Below are 19,611 nucleotides of genomic sequence, written 5' to 3'. Positions count from 1 at the left end.
GGAAACTATAACCCTAAAACGCTAGCGCGGCTGGGTATGAAGCGCCTATCCCCCCGAGTGCATGATTTCAGCGCCTTCGGGCACGGTCGCGTCCTGCGGATCGTCAAGCCAGCCGTCGGGAAGCGATACCTTAGCCGGTGACCCCTGTCTACCGCGTGCACTATCTGAGTCTTCCGCCAGAGCTTCAGAATCTGCCCACGGTGCCAGGGCCTCTTTGAGCTCGGCGAGTGTGCTGATGCGGGACAACGCTCCTCGGAATTCCCCTCCCACAGGGAATCCTCGTAGGTACCATCCCATGTGCTTACGCATATCACGACAGCCCTTGGTTTCGCCTTCATGCTCGACGAGGAGCTCTGCGTGGCGATAGATGATGCGAGTGACTTCTCCCAGGGTGGGCTCAGGGGGGATTTCCTCGCCACGCATGACAGCAGATAACCCCGCAAAGAGCCACGGTCTGCCCAGGCAGCCCCTGCCCACTACCACGCCGTCACAGCCGGAGGCTTCGATCATATCGACGGCATCTGTGGGCTTGAAGATGTCGCCATTGCCCAGGACCGGGACATTGGTATGGGCGAGATGTTCTTTGAGCTTTCCTATTTCATCCCAGTGGGCGTCCCCGGAATATCTCTCGGCGGCGGTGCGGGCGTGGAGGGTGACAGCTGCTGCGCCCTCTTCTGCGGCGATCCTTCCAGCGTCGAGGTGAGTGAGGTGATCCTGGTCGATGCCCATGCGGAACTTGACCGTTACCGGGATATTGGTGCCTTCAACGCCTTTGACTGCAGCTGCGACGATATTGCCAAAAAGACGGCGTTTATATGGCAGAGCGGAGCCGCCACCGCGTTTAGTCACCTTGGGAACCGGGCAGCCAAAATTCATGTCTATATGATCTGCGATGCCTTCGTCGGCGATCATTTTTGCTGCTTTGAAGGTGTACTCAGGATCAACTGTATAGAGCTGAAGCGATCGGACATCTTCGTGAGGCCCAAAAGTGGTCATGTGAAGAGTCTTCTCGTTGCGGTGTACCAGCGCGCGGGCGGTAATCATCTCGCAGATATAGAGCCCAGAGACTGTTCCGGTTCTTTCGAGTTCTTGCTCTCTGCAAAGGGTGCGGAAAGCTATGTTTGTTACACCTGCCATCGGAGCAAGGGCTACGGCGGAATCTAGGCTGAGCGCACCAATCTTCAAAGTCACCCGTGTCATTGTTCCTTAATAGGAGCCTTGCTCTCAAATATTCGCTAGAAGAAGTCCGTTATCCTGTGTTTCGAAGCCATACTTGTTCGCTTCGGGGGTATGTGTATGGGGTATTATGTGCAATCTATTCACAGTATGGGGGAGGGGGCTTGTTGAAGGTTATTCCTGTGGTGCCGTTAGTGTTTGTGATCGATATGTGTGGCAGTTGTCTGTGATGGGTTTGGGTGGGAGGTATGGGACGGGCAGTGGTCTCGATAAAAGAGGATTGAAAAGTGATTCACGCCCCTGACCTGTGTAATCAATCGCACAATCGATTTTATGAATTGCGCTTCTTGTGCAAGTAGTCTGAGGGGAAGGTACCTCTGATTGTCTTTCTTTATGTCAGTCATGATGGGCTTCCCGGAAGCTCGTTCATCGGTGGATGGTGGTAGGGAAAAGCGTTTATCGACGCTTTGCTTTACCTAAATTCTTGCTGAGGTTCGGCTCTGTGGGGGCAATTATGGGTGAAATAGTGAACTAAGCAACAGTGCTCGCATTATTGGACTATTGTGGTGCCCATAACTGAATGGCTGTGATGCCGGTCGCTATTACTCGACGGGTGGAAAGCACGTAATGTCCGAGCCTTCTGCGGATGGGGCGAGAACCCCACCAGCAGGTTTCTTTGAGGAGGAATAAATGTCTGATCGCATTGCTAACGCACAGTTGCGGGGCAAAATTATGTCGGCACAAGAGGCCGCTCAGTTCGTAGACAACGGCGATAAAGTCGGTGTTTCGGGCTTTACCGGTGCTGGCTACCCAAAGGTTATGCCTGCTGCAATCGCTGAACGGGCAAAGGAAGCGCGGGCTAAAGGGGAAAGTTACACTATTGATCTCTTTACCGGAGCTTCTACCGCACCAGACTGCGATGGCGTACTAGCAGAAGCCGGAGCTTTGCGTTTCCGAATGCCATATCAGTCCGACCCCAGCATGCGTAAAGCTATTAACTCAGGCGACATGCTGTACTCCGATATTCACCTGTCGCATTCAGGCGCAATGGTCGCGGAGGGCTTCTTTGGCCAGCTGAACGTGGCCATCGTTGAGGCTGTCCGCATTAAGGAAGATGGATCGATCGTGCCTTCTTCCTCCGTAGGAAACTCTGTGGAATACCTTGATGCTGCAGAAAAAATCATCATCGAGGTTAACTCCTGGCAGTCCGAGCACCTTGAGGGAATGCACGACATTTGGAGAATGCCGCGTACCCCGAACCGCATTCCTATCCCGATCAAGAACACCGGTGACCGTATCGGCGATACCTCGATTTCTATCGACCCCAATAAGGTAGTCGCGGTTATTGAGACCGATGCTCCTGACCGCAACGCTCCTTTCAAGCCTCTCGACGACGTCTCTCGCGAGATCGCCTCGAACTTCTTGGGCTTCCTCGAAGGCGAAGTGAAAGCTGGCCGCCTCGATTATGACCGCTACATCATGCAGTCCGGTGTGGGTAACGTTCCCAATGCCGTGATGGCAGGCCTGTTGGACTCTAAGTTTGAAAACATTCAGGCTTACACCGAGGTTATCCAAGATGGCATGGTCGACCTGATCGACGCCGGCAAGATGACCGTTGCCTCTGCGACCTCATTCTCGCTGTCGCCGGAGTACGCAGACAAGATGAACGAGAATGCAGAGTTCTACCGCAAGCACATCATTCTTCGCCCACAGCAGATCTCTAACCACCCTGAGGTGATCCGCCGCACCGGACTGATCGCATCCAACGGCATGATCGAAGCTGACATTTACGGCAACGTGAATTCAACGCACGTCAATGGTGTGCGCATGATGAACGGTATTGGTGGCTCCGGTGACTTCACTCGTAACGCTTTGATCTCCACGTTCATCTCTCCATCGGTGGCTAAGGACGGTGCTATCTCCGCTATCGTTCCTTTCGCATCTCACACCGACCACACGGAGCACGACGTCATGGTGATTATCACCGAGTATGGTGTCGCAGACTTGCGTGGACTTGCGCCACGCGAGAGAGTCCAAAAGACCATTTCCGTTGCGCATCCGGATTATCGCCCCTTGCTGGAGGAGTACTTCGAAGGAGCAAAGAAGGCAACGCCTTTCATGCAGACCCCTCATGACCTTACCCAGGCATTCTCGTTCCACCAGCGCATGAACGAGACCGGAACCATGGCTAAGTAAACACACATATTCGTCATCAGCACAGGACGCGTCCAACACACTGGGCGCGTCTTTTGCTATCCGAGGACGGGTTTTCTCTGGTCGTGGCTGACGATTATGAGGCTGCGATGGGGGAGCGCGCCGGGCAGCGGCTGATGGAGCAAGATATCGAGGATGCGGGAGGCATCGGTATGGGAGATGTGGGCGGTGGGTTCGTCGAGAAGCACAATTGGCGCAGTAGAACACAAAGCCCGGGCTAGCAATAAGCGTCGGCGCTGACCACTAGAGAGCGATCCGGCGCCGTCGAGAAGCACCGTATCGAGTCCCTGGTTTGCATCCAACCACTGTCCCAAGTCCAAAGCTCTAAGCGTGGTATCGATGAGATCATCGGAGGCATCAGGGTTGGCAACGCGGATGTTTTCTCGAATGGTGGTGGAAAAGAGCCACTCGTTTTCGGGGTGCATGCGGATAAGCGCTCGCTTAGCTTCAGCAGTAGCATCGTCGCCTATCGACGCACTCCCGCCACACGGTTCCAACAAGCCCGCCAAGGTATAGAGCAGCGTAGTTTTTCCGAGTCCACTAGGCCCAGTAATAAGGAGCCGCTCGTTGGGTTCGAGCGTGAAGTTCCACGTTTTGTCAGTATGCAGGCACTGCAGCTGGGAAACGGTGAGCGTTGTATCGTGGGGAAGTTGGGTGGCGGGGTGACGCGGTAACGCCTCGCCGGTTACCTCGGCTAGTGCTCGCGACGCAGTGGATACGACGTCCGCATAGACAGATGCTTTTGCTAGCTCGGCATGAGATTCAAAGGCTGCTAAAGACAAGATAACCAGCATCCCTAACCACATCGGTGAGCCGCCATACTGCTGGACTCCCAGCCAGGCTATACCCAGAACTGTGAGGTCGCAGGATAGCGATAGCAAGAATGCCTGAACAGAATCGTTTCGGGTTGCCCGGATCTGGTCGTGGGAGGCGCGTCGAGAAGCAGCGACCGCTGACTCTGCGCGTTGCTGTGCGATGCCTGCGGCGTGGAACTCTACGCGATGCGAGAGTACTCCTTGCAACTGCTGCTCCCACGTGTCCTCCGACTCAACGGCAGCACGTTGCAACCGCTTGTTGGATGAGCGCCGGGAAAGCCACGGAATGAGCACACCTGTGACACAAAAACCAGCGAGCAGCACCAGACCCGCCGTGGGCAGCAAAAGGGCCGCAAAGGCTACCGCAATAATGGACACCACCAGCGCTGTACCAGCCGGAACGAGCGAGCGGACGATGAGGTCAGTCACGCGTTCGGTGTCCTTGGAAAGGCGGGTGAGCTGGTCGCCTTGTGTAAGGAGCTCATCGGAGTGGGGCGTTGTTGTCTCAGCAATACTCTGGAAGACAGTGCTGCGGAGGTTTCTCAGTGCACGTAGCGCCAGCCGGTGGGAGATCAGGCGATCAATATATCTGAACACAGCCCGGGAAATACCCAGGGCCCTGACCGCAGTGATGGCGATGGCTAAGTCCAAGATCGGAGGCATCTGCCACGCCCGCGTGATAAGCCAACCAGACAAAACAGACAACCCAAGCGCGCTTATAAGAGTGACGCTTGCAGCGGCGATAGCGCCGGCCAGGTCACGGTTTCGCACCCCGCTTTGGCGCAGAAACTTTCTCGTATCACTCATAGTTCCACCACCTGGTGGGCAGCTGCGAGAAGCCGATCATCGTGCGTTGCGATTACAACAGCTGCGCCAGCTGCTGCGCGTTGTTGAATGGAGTGGATCAACGGTTCAATGAGCTCTGGGCTGAGATGAGCGCTGGGTTCGTCGAGAAGGTAGAGGCTAGCTGGCTGGGAAAGCGAGCGGGTGAGAGCCAGCCGCTGTGCCTGTCCCGTGGACACACCCGAGCCAGGGGTCATCTGGCGTTCAGGAGGCAGGTGTACATCAAGTTGTGCCATAACTGCTTCTACAGCGGCGGGTTCACGCTGGCCAAAAACATGGAGGTTCTCATTTACTGTTCCCTCCAGAAAATAGGGCTGAGCGGCGAGATACGAAATGGATTCTAATGGTGGGGCCTTGATGGTTCCGGTGTAAGGAAGAACGCCGAGAATGGCAAGAAACGTTGTGGACTTGCCGGAACCGTTGCCACCCAATAAGACAGTGATGCGTCCACGAGGCGCGCTAAAGCTGAGGTTGTGCGGCAAGACGCCGTCGCGCCCTGTCACGCTGAGTCCTTGGACACACAATTCCTCAGCGGGTTCATGGGCCGGCGATACATGCGACGGGGGAGCATCTTTGATCAGCTGAAACACCTGGTTTGCTGCCGTGAGTCCGTCCGCAGAAGCATGGAAAGCAGCACCTACTCTGCGCAAGGGCGCATAGACCTCCGGTACCACAATAAGGATGATCAGCCCCGCTTCCAAGGATATTTCTCCGTGCACCAAGCGAAGCCCGATGCCCACCGCTACCAGCGCGACAGAGAGCGTGGCAATAAATTCCAGAGCAAAGGAAGACAAGAAAGCTAGCCGGAGAACGGACATCGTTGTACGTGCATGGCGGGTGCCGCTGCGCCGTATTTCTTCCGACGGACCTGCAGTGTTTCCCAGCGCTTTGAGAGTAAGTGCCCCGGATAATAAGTCCACGAGCTGACCGTTGAGAACCCCGGTCTCCTGCAGACGACGCTGGGTGGCGGTGCGAGTCAGCGTGCCGATGAGCACCATAAAAAGGGGGATGAGCGGAATGGTGACTGCGGCGAGAATCCCTGAAGGAAGGTCGAGCAGGCTAATGACGAGGATCGCGGAAGGGGTAGCGATGCACATTGCGAGCAGTGCCGGAAGATAATCGCTGAAGTATCCGCGCAAGCCGCCAAGCCCCTCGCCCAAGAGAGCGCGCCAGAGCCCAGACTCTTCTTGCACTTCACGGGGGTCTTTGCGTTGCAAAGCGTCAAGTGCTTGAGACCTTAATTGGTCTATGGCATTGCCGCAGCTGACGTGCGCCCAGTGGCGCGCGGCCCCTGTTACTAGCGCAAGTGCGACCATGACTATCAGTGTGCTTAGCCAATACCACGAAGAAATATTCGGGGTGGAGTGGCTACTAAAAGTAGTAATAACGCCTGCGACGAGGGTTCCGATAAGAAAACCTCGCGCAAGCACCAGGCAACTACGCGCCCCTTCTGCCACGCCAGCACCGATGAGGAACTTTTGCGTGGCAGGAGTGCTACGTACGAGGTCGATATTGATCGGCCCATTCATAGAGCGCACCTAATTGCGATGGACGATGACTCTAGCGCGGAACACCCAGTAGGTCCATCCTTGGTAGAGCAAAACCAACGGAGTAATAAGAACCGCAGCCCAGGTCATGACCTTGAGCGTGTAGGCAGAGCTTGCGGCGTTATAAATGTCGAGCCCTACACCATCGGTGAGCGTAGTCGGAAGCAAGGATGGGAACAGTGAGCCAAAAAGCAACACTGAGACTGCACAAATGAGAACAGCCGTTGCGCTAAAGGCCCAGCCGTCGCGTCGGAAGCTTAACGACGCCACCGTAGCCGCGCACGCAGCAACAATGACCGCTACTACTGCCCACGTCCAGGCTTTACCAAAGGAAAGTTGCGTCCATAAGGCAAAGGCGGCACCAACGGCAATAGTTGGCCCAATCATCATGCGTGCAACGCGGTGAACCGGCTGGATGTCTGTTTTTAGTGCCAAGAACGTTGCTCCATGGAGGAGGAATACCGCGACAAAGGCAACTCCACCTAGCAGTGCAAAGGGATTCAAAAGCGCCAATAAACCGTGTAATCCGGAATCTATCTGTCGGTTGGCATCTACTGCGACACCACGCACGATGTTGGCAAAAGCAACGCCCCACAACAACGCTGGGACCCAGCTTCCGATGCCGATGCCACGGTCACACCAGCGGCGCCAGGCCGCAGTATCAACTTTAGAGCGCCATTCCAATGCGACTCCGCGCAAGATCAAACTGATCAGGATGAGGAATAACGGCAGATAAAAGCCTGAAAACATAGTGGCATACCATTCGGGGAACGCCGCAAAGAGCGCGCCTCCAGCGGTGATCAGCCAGACCTCGTTACCGTCCCACACGGGGCCAATGGCTTTGACAGCAGCATCGCGTTCGCGGTGTTTGAGGAAGGGCAACAGCATGCCTACGCCGAAGTCGAACCCCTCAAGGATGAAGTATCCGGTAAACAGGAATCCCACGAGGATAAACCAAATGATGTGCAGGTCCATCTGCTAGCTCCTAATTTCACGGTCGGTTGAAGGCTTATCCTTGCCAAACTGCAGAACGCGTACGGGCGATTCTTCATCGTGTGGAGTGACAAGAGGTGCGGAGTCCACATTGGTGGGCATTCCCTCCACAACTTTCTTCTTCATTAACCAGAACCAGACACACGCCAGGGCACCATAAACGAGGGTGAAACCGATGAGAGACGTAAAGACTACCCACACTGGGTTGTTAGACACACCAAAGTCAACGATGAGGTGAATACGATCTGCGTTGCCGGGGGATCCAGGTGCCACATCTGGGTTGGGGGCGACCACCCACGGCTGCCGGCCCATCTCGGTGAAGACCCATCCCGCTGAGTTAGCGAGGAAGGGGAAAGGTACAGCGATTAATGCGCCAATGCCCATCCAGCGGGCACGCGGGACTGCACCTCGTCGGGTGTACCAGAGGCCCACGACGGCAAGCACTATCGACGCCAGCATCAACCCAATCATCGCGCGGAATGACCAGTACGTGACAAATAGATTAGGCGTGTAATTGCCAGGGCCGTAGAGCTGTTCGTACTGCTTCTGCAGCTGCTCTACACCTTGCAATGTCACACCGCTGAACTTATTGGTGGCAAGGAAACTCAAGATACCGGGCAACTCAATGAGATGCTTTACTGCTCCACAATCGTTATGGGTTCCTACGGATAGGACTGAAAAATAGGGGTCTGTGGCGGTTTGACACAGGGACTCTGCGGCAGCCATCTTCATTGGCTGTTGGACAAACATGAGCTTTCCCTGGATGTCTCCAGTAAGCCCCAATCCTGCTGCGCTTAAGAGTGTGATCCATGACCCGATGCGGAAGAGCGGACGCCATACAGAGGCTGCTTCCTCGCGCTTTTCTGCAGACTTATTGCGGGCTTCCTTAATCATCCACCAGCCAGCAATTCCTGCGACAAAGGTACCTGCGGTAAGCAACGATCCGGTTACCGCGTGAGGCCACGCAGCAAGAGCGGTGGGGTTGGTCAATAACTCGGTAAGAGAAACGAGCTCGGCTCGCCCAGTATCGGGATTAAAGATGGCTCCCACCGGGTGCTGCATAAAGGAGTTGGCGACGATGATGAAGTAAGCGGAAACATTGACGGCTAGGGCAACAAGCCAGATGGACGCTAGGTGAGCCCATCGGGGCAAGCGCCCCCAGCCAAAGATCCACAGTCCAAGGAATGTGGACTCCACGAAGAATGCGATGAGGCCTTCTAGCGCGAGTGGCGCGCCAAAGACGTCACCGACAAACCTGGAGTATTCACTCCATGCCATTCCGAATTGGAACTCTTGCACAATGCCGGTGACCACACCCATGGCAAAGTTCACCAGGAAGAGAGTGCCAAAAAATTTTGTGGCTCGCAGCCACTTGTCTTTGTTAGTCAGTACCCAAGCTGTTTGAAAGCCTGCGACTATCGGAGCTAGCCCGATTGTGAGCGGTACAAAAATAAAGTGGTAAACAGTTGTGATTCCAAACTGCCACCGTGAAATGTCAACCAGATCCATGGGAACTGCTTTCAGGGAAACGGGATAAAACCTTAAGGAAATACTACGGTAACTTAATTGTCGCTAAACGCATCTAAAAAGTTTCCAACTGTGACAACTTTCATCGAGGGGCGGGGGTGTGGCCTGTTCTGTCGCATAGCGCGCGATTTGCGAGAGCTTTTGTGTGGGGGAGCGTCGTGGGTGCAGGGAAAATCAGGGCGACGGGGGTTGGATTTCACACTTGAGGGATGAAAGTAGTAAAGTGCCAAACGCACCGATAAAACGGTGATGGGCCTTTAGCTCAGTTGGTAGAGCTACGGACTTTTAATCCGCAGGTCCCGGGTTCGAGCCCCGGAGGGCCCACTTTTATGCAGACCAGGCAGTATGTATTTACTGCCTGGTCTGTTTTTGTTTTAAGTGGGGTGTGGGTCTTGGAGTGCTTGCGTTGGCTGGCGTCTGCGAGGTCCTTTCTGGGGTTTGGTGCTTCTTGTTTCATGTATTGCAGGAAAGGAGTGCTTTTACCTGCTGTTTTGTGATTATTGGAACATCAAGTATAGTTCTCTGCAGTCGAGCCGCTCAGCTAGCTGAGTATGGTGACACTTGCTCCCATCGTCTAGGGGCCTAGGACACCGCCCTTTCACGGCGGCGACACGGGTTCGAATCCCGTTGGGAGTACCACCACTTTTGTGGTTTTGTGATACGGCCCTGTGGCGCAGTTGGTTAGCGCGCCGCCCTGTCACGGCGGAGGTCGCGGGTTCAAGTCCCGTCAGGGTCGCAATTAAGCGGCGAGTTTTTACTCGCCGCTTTTTGCATTCTCTCAGTAGCTTACGGGGGTAAAGCGGAGGGCCTGTGGTGTGCGATTGCACTACCTTGGGTAATCGGCACCGCGAAGGTGAATCACGGAACTAGAATTTTCTGAGGTGTACTAGGTATGTCTTATTCGCTTCAACTTCCTGGCTACAGCATCGGTAAAGATGTGTATGGGAAAATCGATGAGGTCATTGCTGCTTACGGATACCGTGCAGTGGTTATCGGGGGTAAAACCGCCATTGAGAAAACCCGTGAGGCTTTTGAGATTGCGCAAGCAGACCAAGATTTTGTTATCGAGGACTGGATTGTTTACGGGCATAATTCCACGTACGCCAACGTCGATAAGCTATGCAGCCTTGAATCCGTGCGCAATGCAGAGGTGATCTTTGGTGTTGGGGGCGGCCGGGCAATTGACACCGTTAAGGTTGTTGCAGCGCGGCTGGGGAAGCCCCTGTTCAACTTTCCTACGGTGGGCTCTAACTGTGCGGCAGCGACAAATCTATCCGTAATGTATAAGGAAGATGATGCCCTGGATGGCTACGACTATCAGCCAGGGCCTTGTCAGCATGTATTTATCAATACTTCCGTGATCGCGCATTCCCCGGTAGATCTCTTCTGGGCGGGCATTGCCGACGGCATGTCAAAGGAATGCGAAGTCAAATTGCAGTCCCGGGGCAAAGAATTGACCAACGCCCCGCTGATGGGCCGTCATTTAAGCTCAGCCGTGACTCCTGCACTCATGGAGTATGGATTCCAGGCTCTGCAGGATTGTAAGAATACTAAGCCTTCAACTGCCATTGAAGAAGTGGCTCTGGCGATCATCATGACTTGTGGATACGTATCTAATATGACAGTCGATCCGGGGCAAACGTATTACTACAATTCCGCATTGGCACATGCTTTTTATAACTCCACTACCGCGATACCTCGTTGCGTCGGAGTGCACCTACATGGCGAGATCGTGTCCTATGGAGTGTTGGCGCTCTTGCAGTATGACCAAGATTTTGATCGTAAAGATCGGTATGTGGAGTTTTATAAAACCATGGGCTTCCCATTGACGCTCGCGGATCTGGATCTTAGTGAGTCTGATGTTCCAGCGATTATGGAAAGAATTCCGGCTACCACCGAGTGGAAAGTTGGAGAATACGACTTTGATCGATTCGCCCGGGCAATCATTGAAGCTCAGGTCTTGGATTAGTCAGGATTTCAATCATAATTTTCTACCCGCACGCTGGGGATTTGTGCGAGGTAGTGACTACTGTGTAAAGTCTTACCTCGTGCAAAGGGGAGCGATGCTTGCCAGATTGCATACAAATAAATATGGCCCTGTGGCGCAGTTGGTTAGCGCGCCGCCCTGTCACGGCGGAGGTCGCGGGTTCAAGTCCCGTCAGGGTCGCGGATCACTTTTGTGGTCAGTGGCGCGGTAGCTCAGTCGGTAGAGCGTCCGCCTGAAAAGTGGAAGGTCACCAGTTCGATCCTGGTCCGTGCCACCACCGAAGCCCCATCCTTAATCAGGATGGGGCTTCTTTTTTGTGTTGTTGGGTTTGGTGGTTTCTGGGGGGGGGGCGTCGAAACGCTAATGGAACATCGGGCAGCGATGCGTTGTTGTAGAGAGTACTTGGACGCTACAACTCATCAGGGGACAGCTATGACACAGAATTCTCATAACACCATTGCAGTAGAGCATGAGCCGGAGCAGAGCCGTTTTGTTGTTTATAAAGACGGGAAGCCCGGAGGATTCGCCAGTTACGTTGAACGCGGCCAGTCTCGCGACTTCAATCACACGGTGGTAGATTCTGCATTCCGTGGGCAGGGGCTATCCAAACCGTTGATTAAGCATGCTCTTGAGAGCAGTCATGCAGATGGTTTTTCTATCATTCCAACGTGCTCTGCGGTGGAGGGATTTATTGCTAAAAATCCTGAGTACCAAGATTTTGTTATTTAGCACGAGAAATTAAAAAGAAGCAGTCAAAGGTGACTGCTTCTTAAACGTTTGATATCCGTACTAGATGTAGTAATCCGGATCCACGAGCTTGATCTTTTCACCAGCCCCACGAGGGCGGTTTTTTGCAGGGATTCCCACAGCTATGTGGTTAGCCGGGACGTCCTTTGTCACTACTGCGTTAGCGCCGATGGCACTTCCTTCGCCGATAGTGATGGGGCCTAGAACCTTAGCGCCTGCGCCAATTGTCACGTTATCTTCCACTGTTGGATGGCGTTTTGTTTGGGTGAGAACCTGCCCACCAAGGGTTACGCCGTGGTACAACATAACGCCCTCCCCAATCTCTGCTGTCTCTCCGATGACTATGCCCATGCCATGGTCGATAAAGAACCGACGGCCAATGGTGGCGCCGGGGTGGATCTCGATGCCAGTGAGAAACCGTGTGAATTGGGATAGGAGGCGCGCTGGTCCTTTATAGCCTTTCTTCCAAAGCACATGTGCCACTCGGTGCGACCAGATGGCGTGTAGCCCGGAATAAACAATGGCGTTTTCTACGTCGCCGCGTGCTGCGGGATCATGATCTCGCGCATTTGCTAGGTCCTCGCGAATCATCTTGACGATGTTGTACATGCTTGTTGAGCCTATCAGTCCGTCTTTTCCTGCTGAGGTGATTCAGATTGTGACTATTATCTGTGTGAATCTCTTAGAGGAATGAGTTTGTTTAAGGGATACAACTTACTGCAGGAAAAATAAATTCCCCACGCTTATGGGTGGCTGGGGGAGCTCGTCATAAGCGTGGGGCTAAAAGAGGTTTCTTAGTCGCGGATATCCTCGAATAGGGCAGTGGAGACATAGCGCTCGCCGTAATCTGGGACGACGGTGACAATGGTCTTGCCTTCATTTTCTGGACGAGCAGCTATTTCAAGAGCTGCTTTGAGATTGGCACCTGCTGAGATACCGCCGAGGATGCCTTCCTGGGCTGCTAGCTGGCGGGAAACCGCAATAGCGTCTTCGTTGGTTACCGTGAGAACTTCCTCGTAGATCTTCTGGTTGAGGACCTCAGGGATAAAGTTGGCACCCAAACCTTGAATCTTGTGAGGGCCGGCTTTGCCTGTAGTTAGTAGGGGAGAAGCTGCTGGTTCAACGGCGTAAATCTTAATGTCTGGGTTGTGCTTCTTTAATGTCTCACCTGCGCCGGTTATCGTTCCGCCGGTGCCGATACCGGCGACGAAAATATCAACCTGACCCTCGGTGTCTTTCCAGATTTCTTCGCCTGTGGTGTTGCGGTGAATTTCTGGGTTTGCTGCGTTGGCAAACTGGCTGGCCAAAATAGCGTTGCCTCGTTCGCGGACGATCTCGTTAGCCTTATCCACGGCCCCTTGCATGCCTGCGGCACCGGGCGTCAGGATGATTTCTGCTCCATATGCGCGGAGCATGACGCGGCGTTCTAGAGACATTGTTTCTGGCATTGTTAGCACAACGTCATAACCACGAGCTGCGCCTACTAATGCAAGAGCAATGCCTGTGTTTCCGGACGTTGCCTCGACTATGGTGCCACCGGGTTGAAGCTCGCCAGACGCTTCCGCGGCATCCACAATAGCCTTACCGATTCGGTCTTTAACGGAGTTGGCTGGGTTAAAAGATTCTATTTTTACCAGTACATTGCCTGGAAGGTCCTGTGCTAGACGGTTAATGCGGACGATTGGTGTATTGCCAATAGTGTCCAGAATGTTGTCGTAGACCTTAGACATAGCTTGGGGACTCCTTAGTCAGGTTAATTCTATGCAGATAGAAACACAGTCTCGTGCTTTATGGTGACCTTACTCTTTCCCCGCAGGAAATACCAGACAGTTCAGTCTTTACATATAGACAGATTTGTCTACATTTCTCCAGGGAGGACTTTTAAAATGTTGGCCACTCACGGAAGGGTGGGAAGGTAGGTTTATGTATGGTAAATTCTTATGTAAATAATATCAAAAACACGGCTTTATATGAGTTATGTATGGATGAGATCTAAGTAAGTTCCCAATACTTTGGTGATATGCGACACATTGCGTTAATGGTTTTGTTTTCATTTTCGGACAAATCGGACATTTGGAATCGCTGCCCCGACTCTGGATGGGGGATATTAAGGGCTATAGGGGAATAGAAATTGGGAAAGTGGAGGTGGATATTTTCACCGGATGCACTATTGCGGCGACCGCATAGTATTCCCATTTTATGTGAGTATGCAGGGGTATTTGCGTAATTTATCCGGATTTACGGGATTTCTATCCCATGAAATATGTGGAAGGGATATGCCTTAGTGAAAACTATTTCAACCTGTACGTGCACCCCTGTGTTCTGACAAAACGGACATATTAAAAACAACACGTCGAATCGGAAGGCTTTTGACTACCCCCGTAAAGTAGATATACTTTCGCCAGTTGCACATTTTCGCTCAGGAACGGATTAAACAAACCAACGAATCTATTGGTTAGTTGCCTGACCGGGCGTCTGACAGGAGGCTTACGGTGGAAGCTCAACGCGTCAAAGATGATGACGATGCGATCCGCTCTGCGCTGGCATCACTGAAAAATGCCACTGGTATCCCAGTGACCATGTACGCGACCGTTCAGTCGGATAATCGCCTACTGATTAACCAGTGGGTGGGGTTGCGTACCCCCGCGCTTCAGAATCTAACGATTGAAAGCGGTGTTGGTGTTGGCGGGCGAGTGGTCAAGACTCGCCGTCCAGTAGGCGTGAGCGATTACATGCGGGCTAACGTGATCTCGCATGACTTGGATCCTGTCATCCAGGACGAGGGCTTGCATTCGATTGTTGCAGTCCCAGTTATCGTGCATCGTGAGGTCCGAGGTGTCTTGTATGTGGGCGTTCACTCTCCGGTGCGTCTTGGAGACAAAGTGATCGAGGAAGTCACCATGACAGCACGTGTTCTGGAACAGGACCTCGCTATTATCGCTGCTTCTCGACGTTCCGAGGGGCTGCGCGGGGCAGCCAAGCAGGGGCGCATGATGAACGGCGCCGAGTGGGAGCAGATTAGGGCGACTCACTCCAAGTTGCGAATGCTGGCTAACCGCATCGAACATGAAGAGCTGCGTCAAGAGCTTGAAGAGCTTTGCGACCAGATGGTAGCTCCTGTGCACGTCAAGCAAACCACCAAGCTTTCTGCTCGTGAGCTTGATGTTCTTTCTTGTGTAGCTCTTGGGCATACCAATGTCGAGGCTGCTGAGGAAATGGGCATCGGCGCAGAAACAGTGAAGAGCTACTTGCGTTCTGTAATGCGTAAGTTGGGTGCTCACACCCGGTACGAGGCCGTGAATGCGGCTCGCCGCATCGGTGCACTGCCCTGATGTAAGAGCGCGCAAAAACAAAGGGTAAGAGGTAACCTCTTACCCTTTGTTTTTCTATGTGGAGGATTAGCGGCTTCCTCCCGGAACCCACTTCACGTCATCGCTATCGTTCGCTACTCGGCTCAGGATGAATAATAAGTCGCTGAGCCTGTTGAGGTATTTAGCTGGCAATACAGAGGTGGTGTCTGGGTGAACCTCTATGGCTCCCCACGCTGCGCGTTCTGCGCGACGGGCGATAGTCCGTGCAGAATGCAACAATGCAGCCGCCGGTGTGCCACCTGGGAGGATGAAAGAGTTGAGCTTTTCTAGGTTCTCGTTGAAAAAGTCGCAGTCTTTTTCCAGGTTGTCTATATAGGATTGCTCAATGCGTAGGGGCGGGTATTCGGGATTCTCGGCGATGGGGGTTGCCAGGTCAGCGCCGGCGTCGAAAAGCTCATTTTGGATGCGGCGTAGGCATGTGCCGACTGAGTCAGGCACCTCGGATAGCGCTAAAACTACGCCGAGCGCTGCGTTGAGCTCATCGCAGTCTGCATAGGCAACAAGTCTTGGATCATTTTTGGAAACACGGGAGAAATCGGAAAGCCCGGTGGTTCCATCGTCACCGGTACGCGTGTAAATCTTTGTTAAATGAACGGCCATAAGCCCAACCTACGTGAGAAGTCAGTAGGGTTGGGAGGGTGAAAGAAAGATTTCTAGTGACGGGTGGGGCCCGACTCGAAGGCTCCGTACGGGTAAGCGGCGCAAAAAACAGCGTCCTCAAACTTATGGCAGCAGCTCTGCTTGCGGAGGGGACAACCACGCTAACTAACTGTCCGCAGATCTTGGATGTTCCCTATATGATCCGAGTGCTCGAAGGACTTGGATGCTCGGTGGAGTCCGATAACGGGACAGTGCGTATCAGCACCCCCGCGGAGATTTCTAGCGACGCGGATTTTGATGCCGTGCGTCAGTTCCGCGCGTCTGTGTGTGTGCTTGGTCCTCTTACCGCGCGCTGTGGTCGCGCAGTTGTGGCCTTGCCTGGTGGCGATGCCATTGGAAGCCGACCTTTGGACATGCACCAAAGTGGACTAGAAAAGCTCGGTGCCAAGACACGTATTCAACACGGCGCCGTTGTTGCAGAAGCAGAGCAGCTCAGGGGCGCCAAAATTACGCTCGATTTCCCTTCCGTGGGGGCGACGGAAAATATCCTTACCGCCGCAGTGCTTGCCGACGGCACCACGATTCTTGATAACGCAGCTCGCGAGCCTGAGATTCTCGATCTGTGCACCATGCTCAAAGAGATGGGTGCCGATATCTCTGGCGAGGGAACCTCAACAATCACCATCACCGGTGTGGATAAGCTGTACCCCACTGAGCATGAAGTCATCGGCGACCGTATTGTCGCTGGTACCTGGGCGTATGCCGCAGCGATGACTCAAGGTGACATCACTGTGGGAGGTATCGCACCGCGGAATCTCCATTTGCCGTTGGAAAAACTCAAAGTTGCTGGCGCGGAAGTTGAAACATATGAGCACGGATTTCGCGTGCGTATGAATCGCCGTCCCCAAGCCGTTGATTATCAGACGTTGCCTTTCCCCGGTTTCCCTACAGATCTCCAGCCGATGGCCATCGGAATTGCGACCGTGGCTCAAGGGACGTCTGTAATTACAGAGAACATCTTTGAAGCACGCTTCCGCTTTGTCGACGAGCTGATGCGACTTGGCGCGGACGCCACTGTGGACGGACACCACGTTGTTTTGCGCGGAGTGGAACAGCTGTCCTCTACTCCCGTGTGGAGTTCAGATATTAGGGCCGGCGCTGGATTAGTCCTTGCTGGCTTGTGCGCTGAGGGGATTACCGAAGTCCACGATGTCTTCCATATTGATCGCGGATACCCCAATTTTGTTGAAGATTTACGGCGCCTAGGTGCCACCATCGAGCGGGTAACCGATTAAACACTCTTTCAATCCCCAGCTTCACGCCTGTGAGCTGGGGATTTGTGTGTTCTGTTGAGGGTGTGTAACTTTATGCGAGTCGCCGCGGCCGAGAGGTTGCAAGATGGTGACCGGATGGTGAACAAAGAAAACGAAGAGTTTGACTTTTGTAGTTACTGTGTTTACTGTTTGTTGTACTTACGCTTGTAGCGCGCTGATGATGGTTGGTGTGTGGGGTGTGGGTGTGTTGTTTGAGAACTCAATAGTGTGCCAATGTACTTATAAATTTATTTTATGGTTGACATGGTGATAGCTACGTTTTGTAGTTAAACAATGATGCGTTGTTGCATGATGTTTTATGTGATGATCACGGTATACACAGTTTTGGCCGGCAAGTGTGGCTTGCTTGTAAAAATGTTGTGCCGAGGAAATAAGTTGTTTATGCGAAACATGGTGTGTGTTTCATGTCCATGACTCTTGTGTGGGTTGTGGTGTGGGATTCCATGTGAACAAACAATATTCACACGCATGTTGTGTGTGTGGGTGTTGGGTGGTTGTTGTGTTGTCTCGTCAAGGCATCGATGATCACTGTTTTTTGCTTTACTTTTTTCATTATTTTTTTGATGAATGATCAATAGGATTATTTTTTGTTGGTTGTTTGTTTTTTTGCCAGTTTTGGTTGGGCTTTTCACGAAGCCTGGTTGGTCTTTTTTGACTGATTTTTTGTGGAGAGTTTGATCCTGGCTCAGGACGAACGCTGGCGGCGTGCTTAACACATGCAAGTCGAACGGAAAGGCCCCTTCGGGGGTACTCGAGTGGCGAACGGGTGAGTAACACGTGGGTGATCTGCCTCGTACTCTGGGATAAGCCTGGGAAACTGGGTCTAATACTGGATAGGACCACACTTTAGTGTGTGTGGTGGAAAGTTTTTTCGGTACGAGATGAGCCCGCGGCCTATCAGCTTGTTGGTGGGGTAATGGCCTACCAAGGCGTCGACGGGTAGCCGGCCTGAGAGGGTGGACGGCCACATTGGGACTGAGATACGGCCCAGACTCCTACGGGAGGCAGCAGTGGGGAATATTGCACAATGGGCGCAAGCCTGATGCAGCGACGCCGCGTGAGGGATGACGGCCTTCGGGTTGTAAACCTCTTTCGACAGGGACGAAGCTTTTGTGACGGTACCTGTATAAGAAGCACCGGCTAACTACGTGCCAGCAGCCGCGGTAATACGTAGGGTGCGAGCGTTGTCCGGAATTACTGGGCGTAAAGAGCTCGTAGGTGGTTTGTCGCGTCGTCTGTGAAATTCCGGGGCTTAACTCCGGGCGTGCAGGCGATACGGGCATAACTTGAGTGCTGTAGGGGAGACTGGAATTCCTGGTGTAGCGGTGGAATGCGCAGATATCAGGAGGAACACCGATGGCGAAGGCAGGTCTCTGGGCAGTAACTGACGCTGAGGAGCGAAAGCATGGGGAGCGAACAGGATTAGATACCCTGGTAGTCCATGCCGTAAACGGTGGGCGCTAGGTGTGAGGGTCTTCCACGACTTTCGTGCCGTAGCTAACGCATTAAGCGCCCCGCCTGGGGAGTACGGCCGCAAGGCTAAAACTCAAAGGAATTGACGGGGGCCCGCACAAGCGGCGGAGCATGTGGATTAATTCGATGCAACGCGAAGAACCTTACCTGGGCTTGACATATACAAGATCGGCGTAGAGATACGTTTTCCCTTGTGGTTTGTATACAGGTGGTGCATGGTTGTCGTCAGCTCGTGTCGTGAGATGTTGGGTTAAGTCCCGCAACGAGCGCAACCCTTGTCTTATGTTGCCAGCACGTTATGGTGGGGACTCATGAGAGACTGCCGGGGTTAACTCGGAGGAAGGTGGGGATGACGTCAAATCATCATGCCCCTTATGTCCAGGGCTTCACACATGCTACAATGGTCGGTACAACGCGTTGCGAGCCTGTGAGGGTGAGCGAATCGCTGAAAGCCGGCCTCAGTTCGGATTGGGGTCTGCAACTCGACCCCATGAAGTCGGAGTCGCTAGTAATCGCAGATCAGCAACGCTGCGGTGAATACGTTCCCGGGCCTTGTACACACCGCCCGTCACGTCATGAAAGTTGGTAACACCCGAAGCCCATGGCCCAACCAGTTTTCTGGGGGGAGTGGTCGAAGGTGGGATCGGCGATTGGGACGAAGTCGTAACAAGGTAGCCGTACCGGAAGGTGCGGCTGGATCACCTCCTTTCTAAGGAGTTTTATTTTTCCAGCATTCACTGGTTGGTGTTTGTTGTTGTTTATTTGTAAATCCGGGTGGAGCAAAGTTGTGTGTGATTGTGTGCTGCTAATCAGATGGTGGCTGTGCATGGTTGTGTGATGGTGTGTTGTTGTGTTGTGTTGGTTGTAGGATTGTTTGTTTGTTGTGTTGGCATGCTGTTGGGTGTCTGGGATGATGCACTGTTGTGTTGATTCTTGTGGCTGCTTTTGTGCTGGTGATGGCCTTTGTGGGTTGTTGTTGGTGTG

At 53.3% G+C, this 19,611-nt stretch carries 13 protein-coding genes, 5 tRNA genes and 1 rRNA gene; 11 read left to right on the top strand and 8 right to left on the bottom strand.

Annotated features, from left to right (window positions below):
• Positions 1 to 45: 45 nt before the first annotated feature.
• Positions 46 to 1,191 carry a tRNA dihydrouridine synthase DusB gene (gene dusB / locus CKV68_RS04480; protein WP_013912227.1) on the bottom strand — a complete coding sequence of 382 codons (1,146 nt, stop codon included), beginning with the start codon at positions 1,189 to 1,191 and terminating at the stop codon, positions 46 to 48.
• A gap of 675 nt (positions 1,192 to 1,866) precedes the next feature.
• On the opposite strand from dusB, the gene CKV68_RS04475 reads away from it, so the two are divergent.
• Positions 1,867 to 3,372, top strand: a complete 1,506-nt coding sequence (locus CKV68_RS04475) for an acetyl-CoA hydrolase/transferase family protein (protein ID WP_095075678.1) — start codon at positions 1,867 to 1,869, stop codon at positions 3,370 to 3,372.
• 56 nt (positions 3,373 to 3,428) lie between these two features.
• On the opposite strand, the gene cydC is transcribed toward CKV68_RS04475, so the two are convergent.
• From cydC to CKV68_RS04455, 4 genes are read right to left on the bottom strand one after another with little or no spacing between them, the layout of a single operon-like run.
• The gene (gene cydC / locus CKV68_RS04470) at positions 3,429 to 5,012 is read right to left on the bottom strand and encodes a thiol reductant ABC exporter subunit CydC (protein ID WP_095075677.1); all 1,584 of its coding nucleotides are present in this window, start codon (positions 5,010 to 5,012) and stop codon (positions 3,429 to 3,431) included.
• Complete coding sequence (locus tag CKV68_RS04465; RefSeq protein ID WP_095075676.1) at positions 5,009 to 6,577, bottom strand: ABC transporter ATP-binding protein/permease; 1,569 nt, start codon at positions 6,575 to 6,577, stop codon at positions 5,009 to 5,011. Before CKV68_RS04465 ends, cydC begins: the two co-directional genes overlap by 4 nt.
• 9 nt (positions 6,578 to 6,586) lie before the next feature.
• Entirely contained in the window at positions 6,587 to 7,570 is a 984-nt protein-coding gene (gene cydB, locus CKV68_RS04460; protein WP_013912223.1) for a cytochrome d ubiquinol oxidase subunit II, read from the bottom strand.
• A 3-nt stretch (positions 7,571 to 7,573) separates the two neighbouring features.
• A complete protein-coding gene (locus CKV68_RS04455) occupies positions 7,574 to 9,097 on the bottom strand; it encodes a cytochrome ubiquinol oxidase subunit I (protein ID WP_013912222.1) in 1,524 nt (507 codons plus the stop codon).
• Between the two features lie 269 nt (positions 9,098 to 9,366).
• On the opposite strand from CKV68_RS04455, the gene CKV68_RS04450 reads away from it, so the two are divergent.
• From CKV68_RS04450 to CKV68_RS04420, 7 genes are all read left to right on the top strand, one after another.
• A tRNA-Lys gene (locus CKV68_RS04450) sits at positions 9,367 to 9,439 on the top strand.
• Positions 9,440 to 9,678: 239 nt separating this feature from the next.
• A tRNA-Glu gene (locus tag CKV68_RS04445) sits at positions 9,679 to 9,754 on the top strand.
• 23 nt (positions 9,755 to 9,777) lie between these two features.
• Positions 9,778 to 9,851 (top strand) — tRNA-Asp (locus CKV68_RS04440).
• Between the two features lie 156 nt (positions 9,852 to 10,007).
• Positions 10,008 to 11,084, top strand: coding sequence for an iron-containing alcohol dehydrogenase family protein (locus CKV68_RS04435; RefSeq protein WP_095075675.1), 1,077 nt, complete (start codon positions 10,008 to 10,010; stop codon positions 11,082 to 11,084).
• Between the two features lie 124 nt (positions 11,085 to 11,208).
• Positions 11,209 to 11,282: transfer RNA gene (locus CKV68_RS04430), tRNA-Asp, on the top strand.
• A gap of 21 nt (positions 11,283 to 11,303) precedes the next feature.
• Positions 11,304 to 11,379 (top strand) — tRNA-Phe (locus CKV68_RS04425).
• Between the two features lie 155 nt (positions 11,380 to 11,534).
• Positions 11,535 to 11,831: a GNAT family N-acetyltransferase gene (locus CKV68_RS04420; RefSeq protein ID WP_013912220.1), complete on the top strand. Its 297-nt coding sequence runs from the start codon at positions 11,535 to 11,537 to the stop codon at positions 11,829 to 11,831.
• Positions 11,832 to 11,891: 60 nt separating this feature from the next.
• Here the strand turns inward: CKV68_RS04420 and epsC are convergent, their stop codons facing one another.
• Both epsC and cysK read right to left on the bottom strand, forming a co-directional pair.
• Positions 11,892 to 12,458 carry a serine O-acetyltransferase EpsC gene (epsC, locus tag CKV68_RS04415; protein ID WP_013912219.1) on the bottom strand — a complete coding sequence of 189 codons (567 nt, stop codon included), beginning with the start codon at positions 12,456 to 12,458 and terminating at the stop codon, positions 11,892 to 11,894.
• Positions 12,459 to 12,643: 185 nt separating this feature from the next.
• On the bottom strand, positions 12,644 to 13,579 hold the full coding sequence (gene cysK, locus CKV68_RS04410; protein ID WP_013912218.1) for a cysteine synthase A: 936 nt from the start codon (positions 13,577 to 13,579) through the stop codon (positions 12,644 to 12,646).
• A 762-nt stretch (positions 13,580 to 14,341) separates the two neighbouring features.
• Between cysK and ramA the strand changes: the two genes are divergently transcribed.
• The gene (gene ramA / locus CKV68_RS04400) at positions 14,342 to 15,181 is read left to right on the top strand and encodes an acetate metabolism transcriptional regulator RamA (protein WP_013912216.1); all 840 of its coding nucleotides are present in this window, start codon (positions 14,342 to 14,344) and stop codon (positions 15,179 to 15,181) included.
• A 66-nt stretch (positions 15,182 to 15,247) separates the two neighbouring features.
• Here ramA and CKV68_RS04395 read toward each other — a convergent pair whose 3' ends face one another.
• Entirely contained in the window at positions 15,248 to 15,820 is a 573-nt protein-coding gene (locus CKV68_RS04395) for a cob(I)yrinic acid a,c-diamide adenosyltransferase (protein ID WP_029975628.1), read from the bottom strand.
• Between the two features lie 38 nt (positions 15,821 to 15,858).
• Here CKV68_RS04395 and murA point away from each other — a divergent pair, with 38 nt between their 5' ends.
• A complete protein-coding gene (murA, locus tag CKV68_RS04390) occupies positions 15,859 to 17,115 on the top strand; it encodes a UDP-N-acetylglucosamine 1-carboxyvinyltransferase (protein WP_013912214.1) in 1,257 nt (418 codons plus the stop codon).
• Between the two features lie 701 nt (positions 17,116 to 17,816).
• Positions 17,817 to 19,336, top strand: a 16S ribosomal RNA gene (locus CKV68_RS04385).
• The last annotated feature ends 275 nt before the right edge of the window (positions 19,337 to 19,611 follow it).

Origin of the sequence: Corynebacterium ulcerans (genome assembly GCF_900187135.1) — a bacterium.
GTDB lineage: Bacteria > Actinomycetota > Actinomycetes > Mycobacteriales > Mycobacteriaceae > Corynebacterium > Corynebacterium ulcerans.
This window is presented reverse-complemented; position numbering and strand designations above follow the sequence as displayed.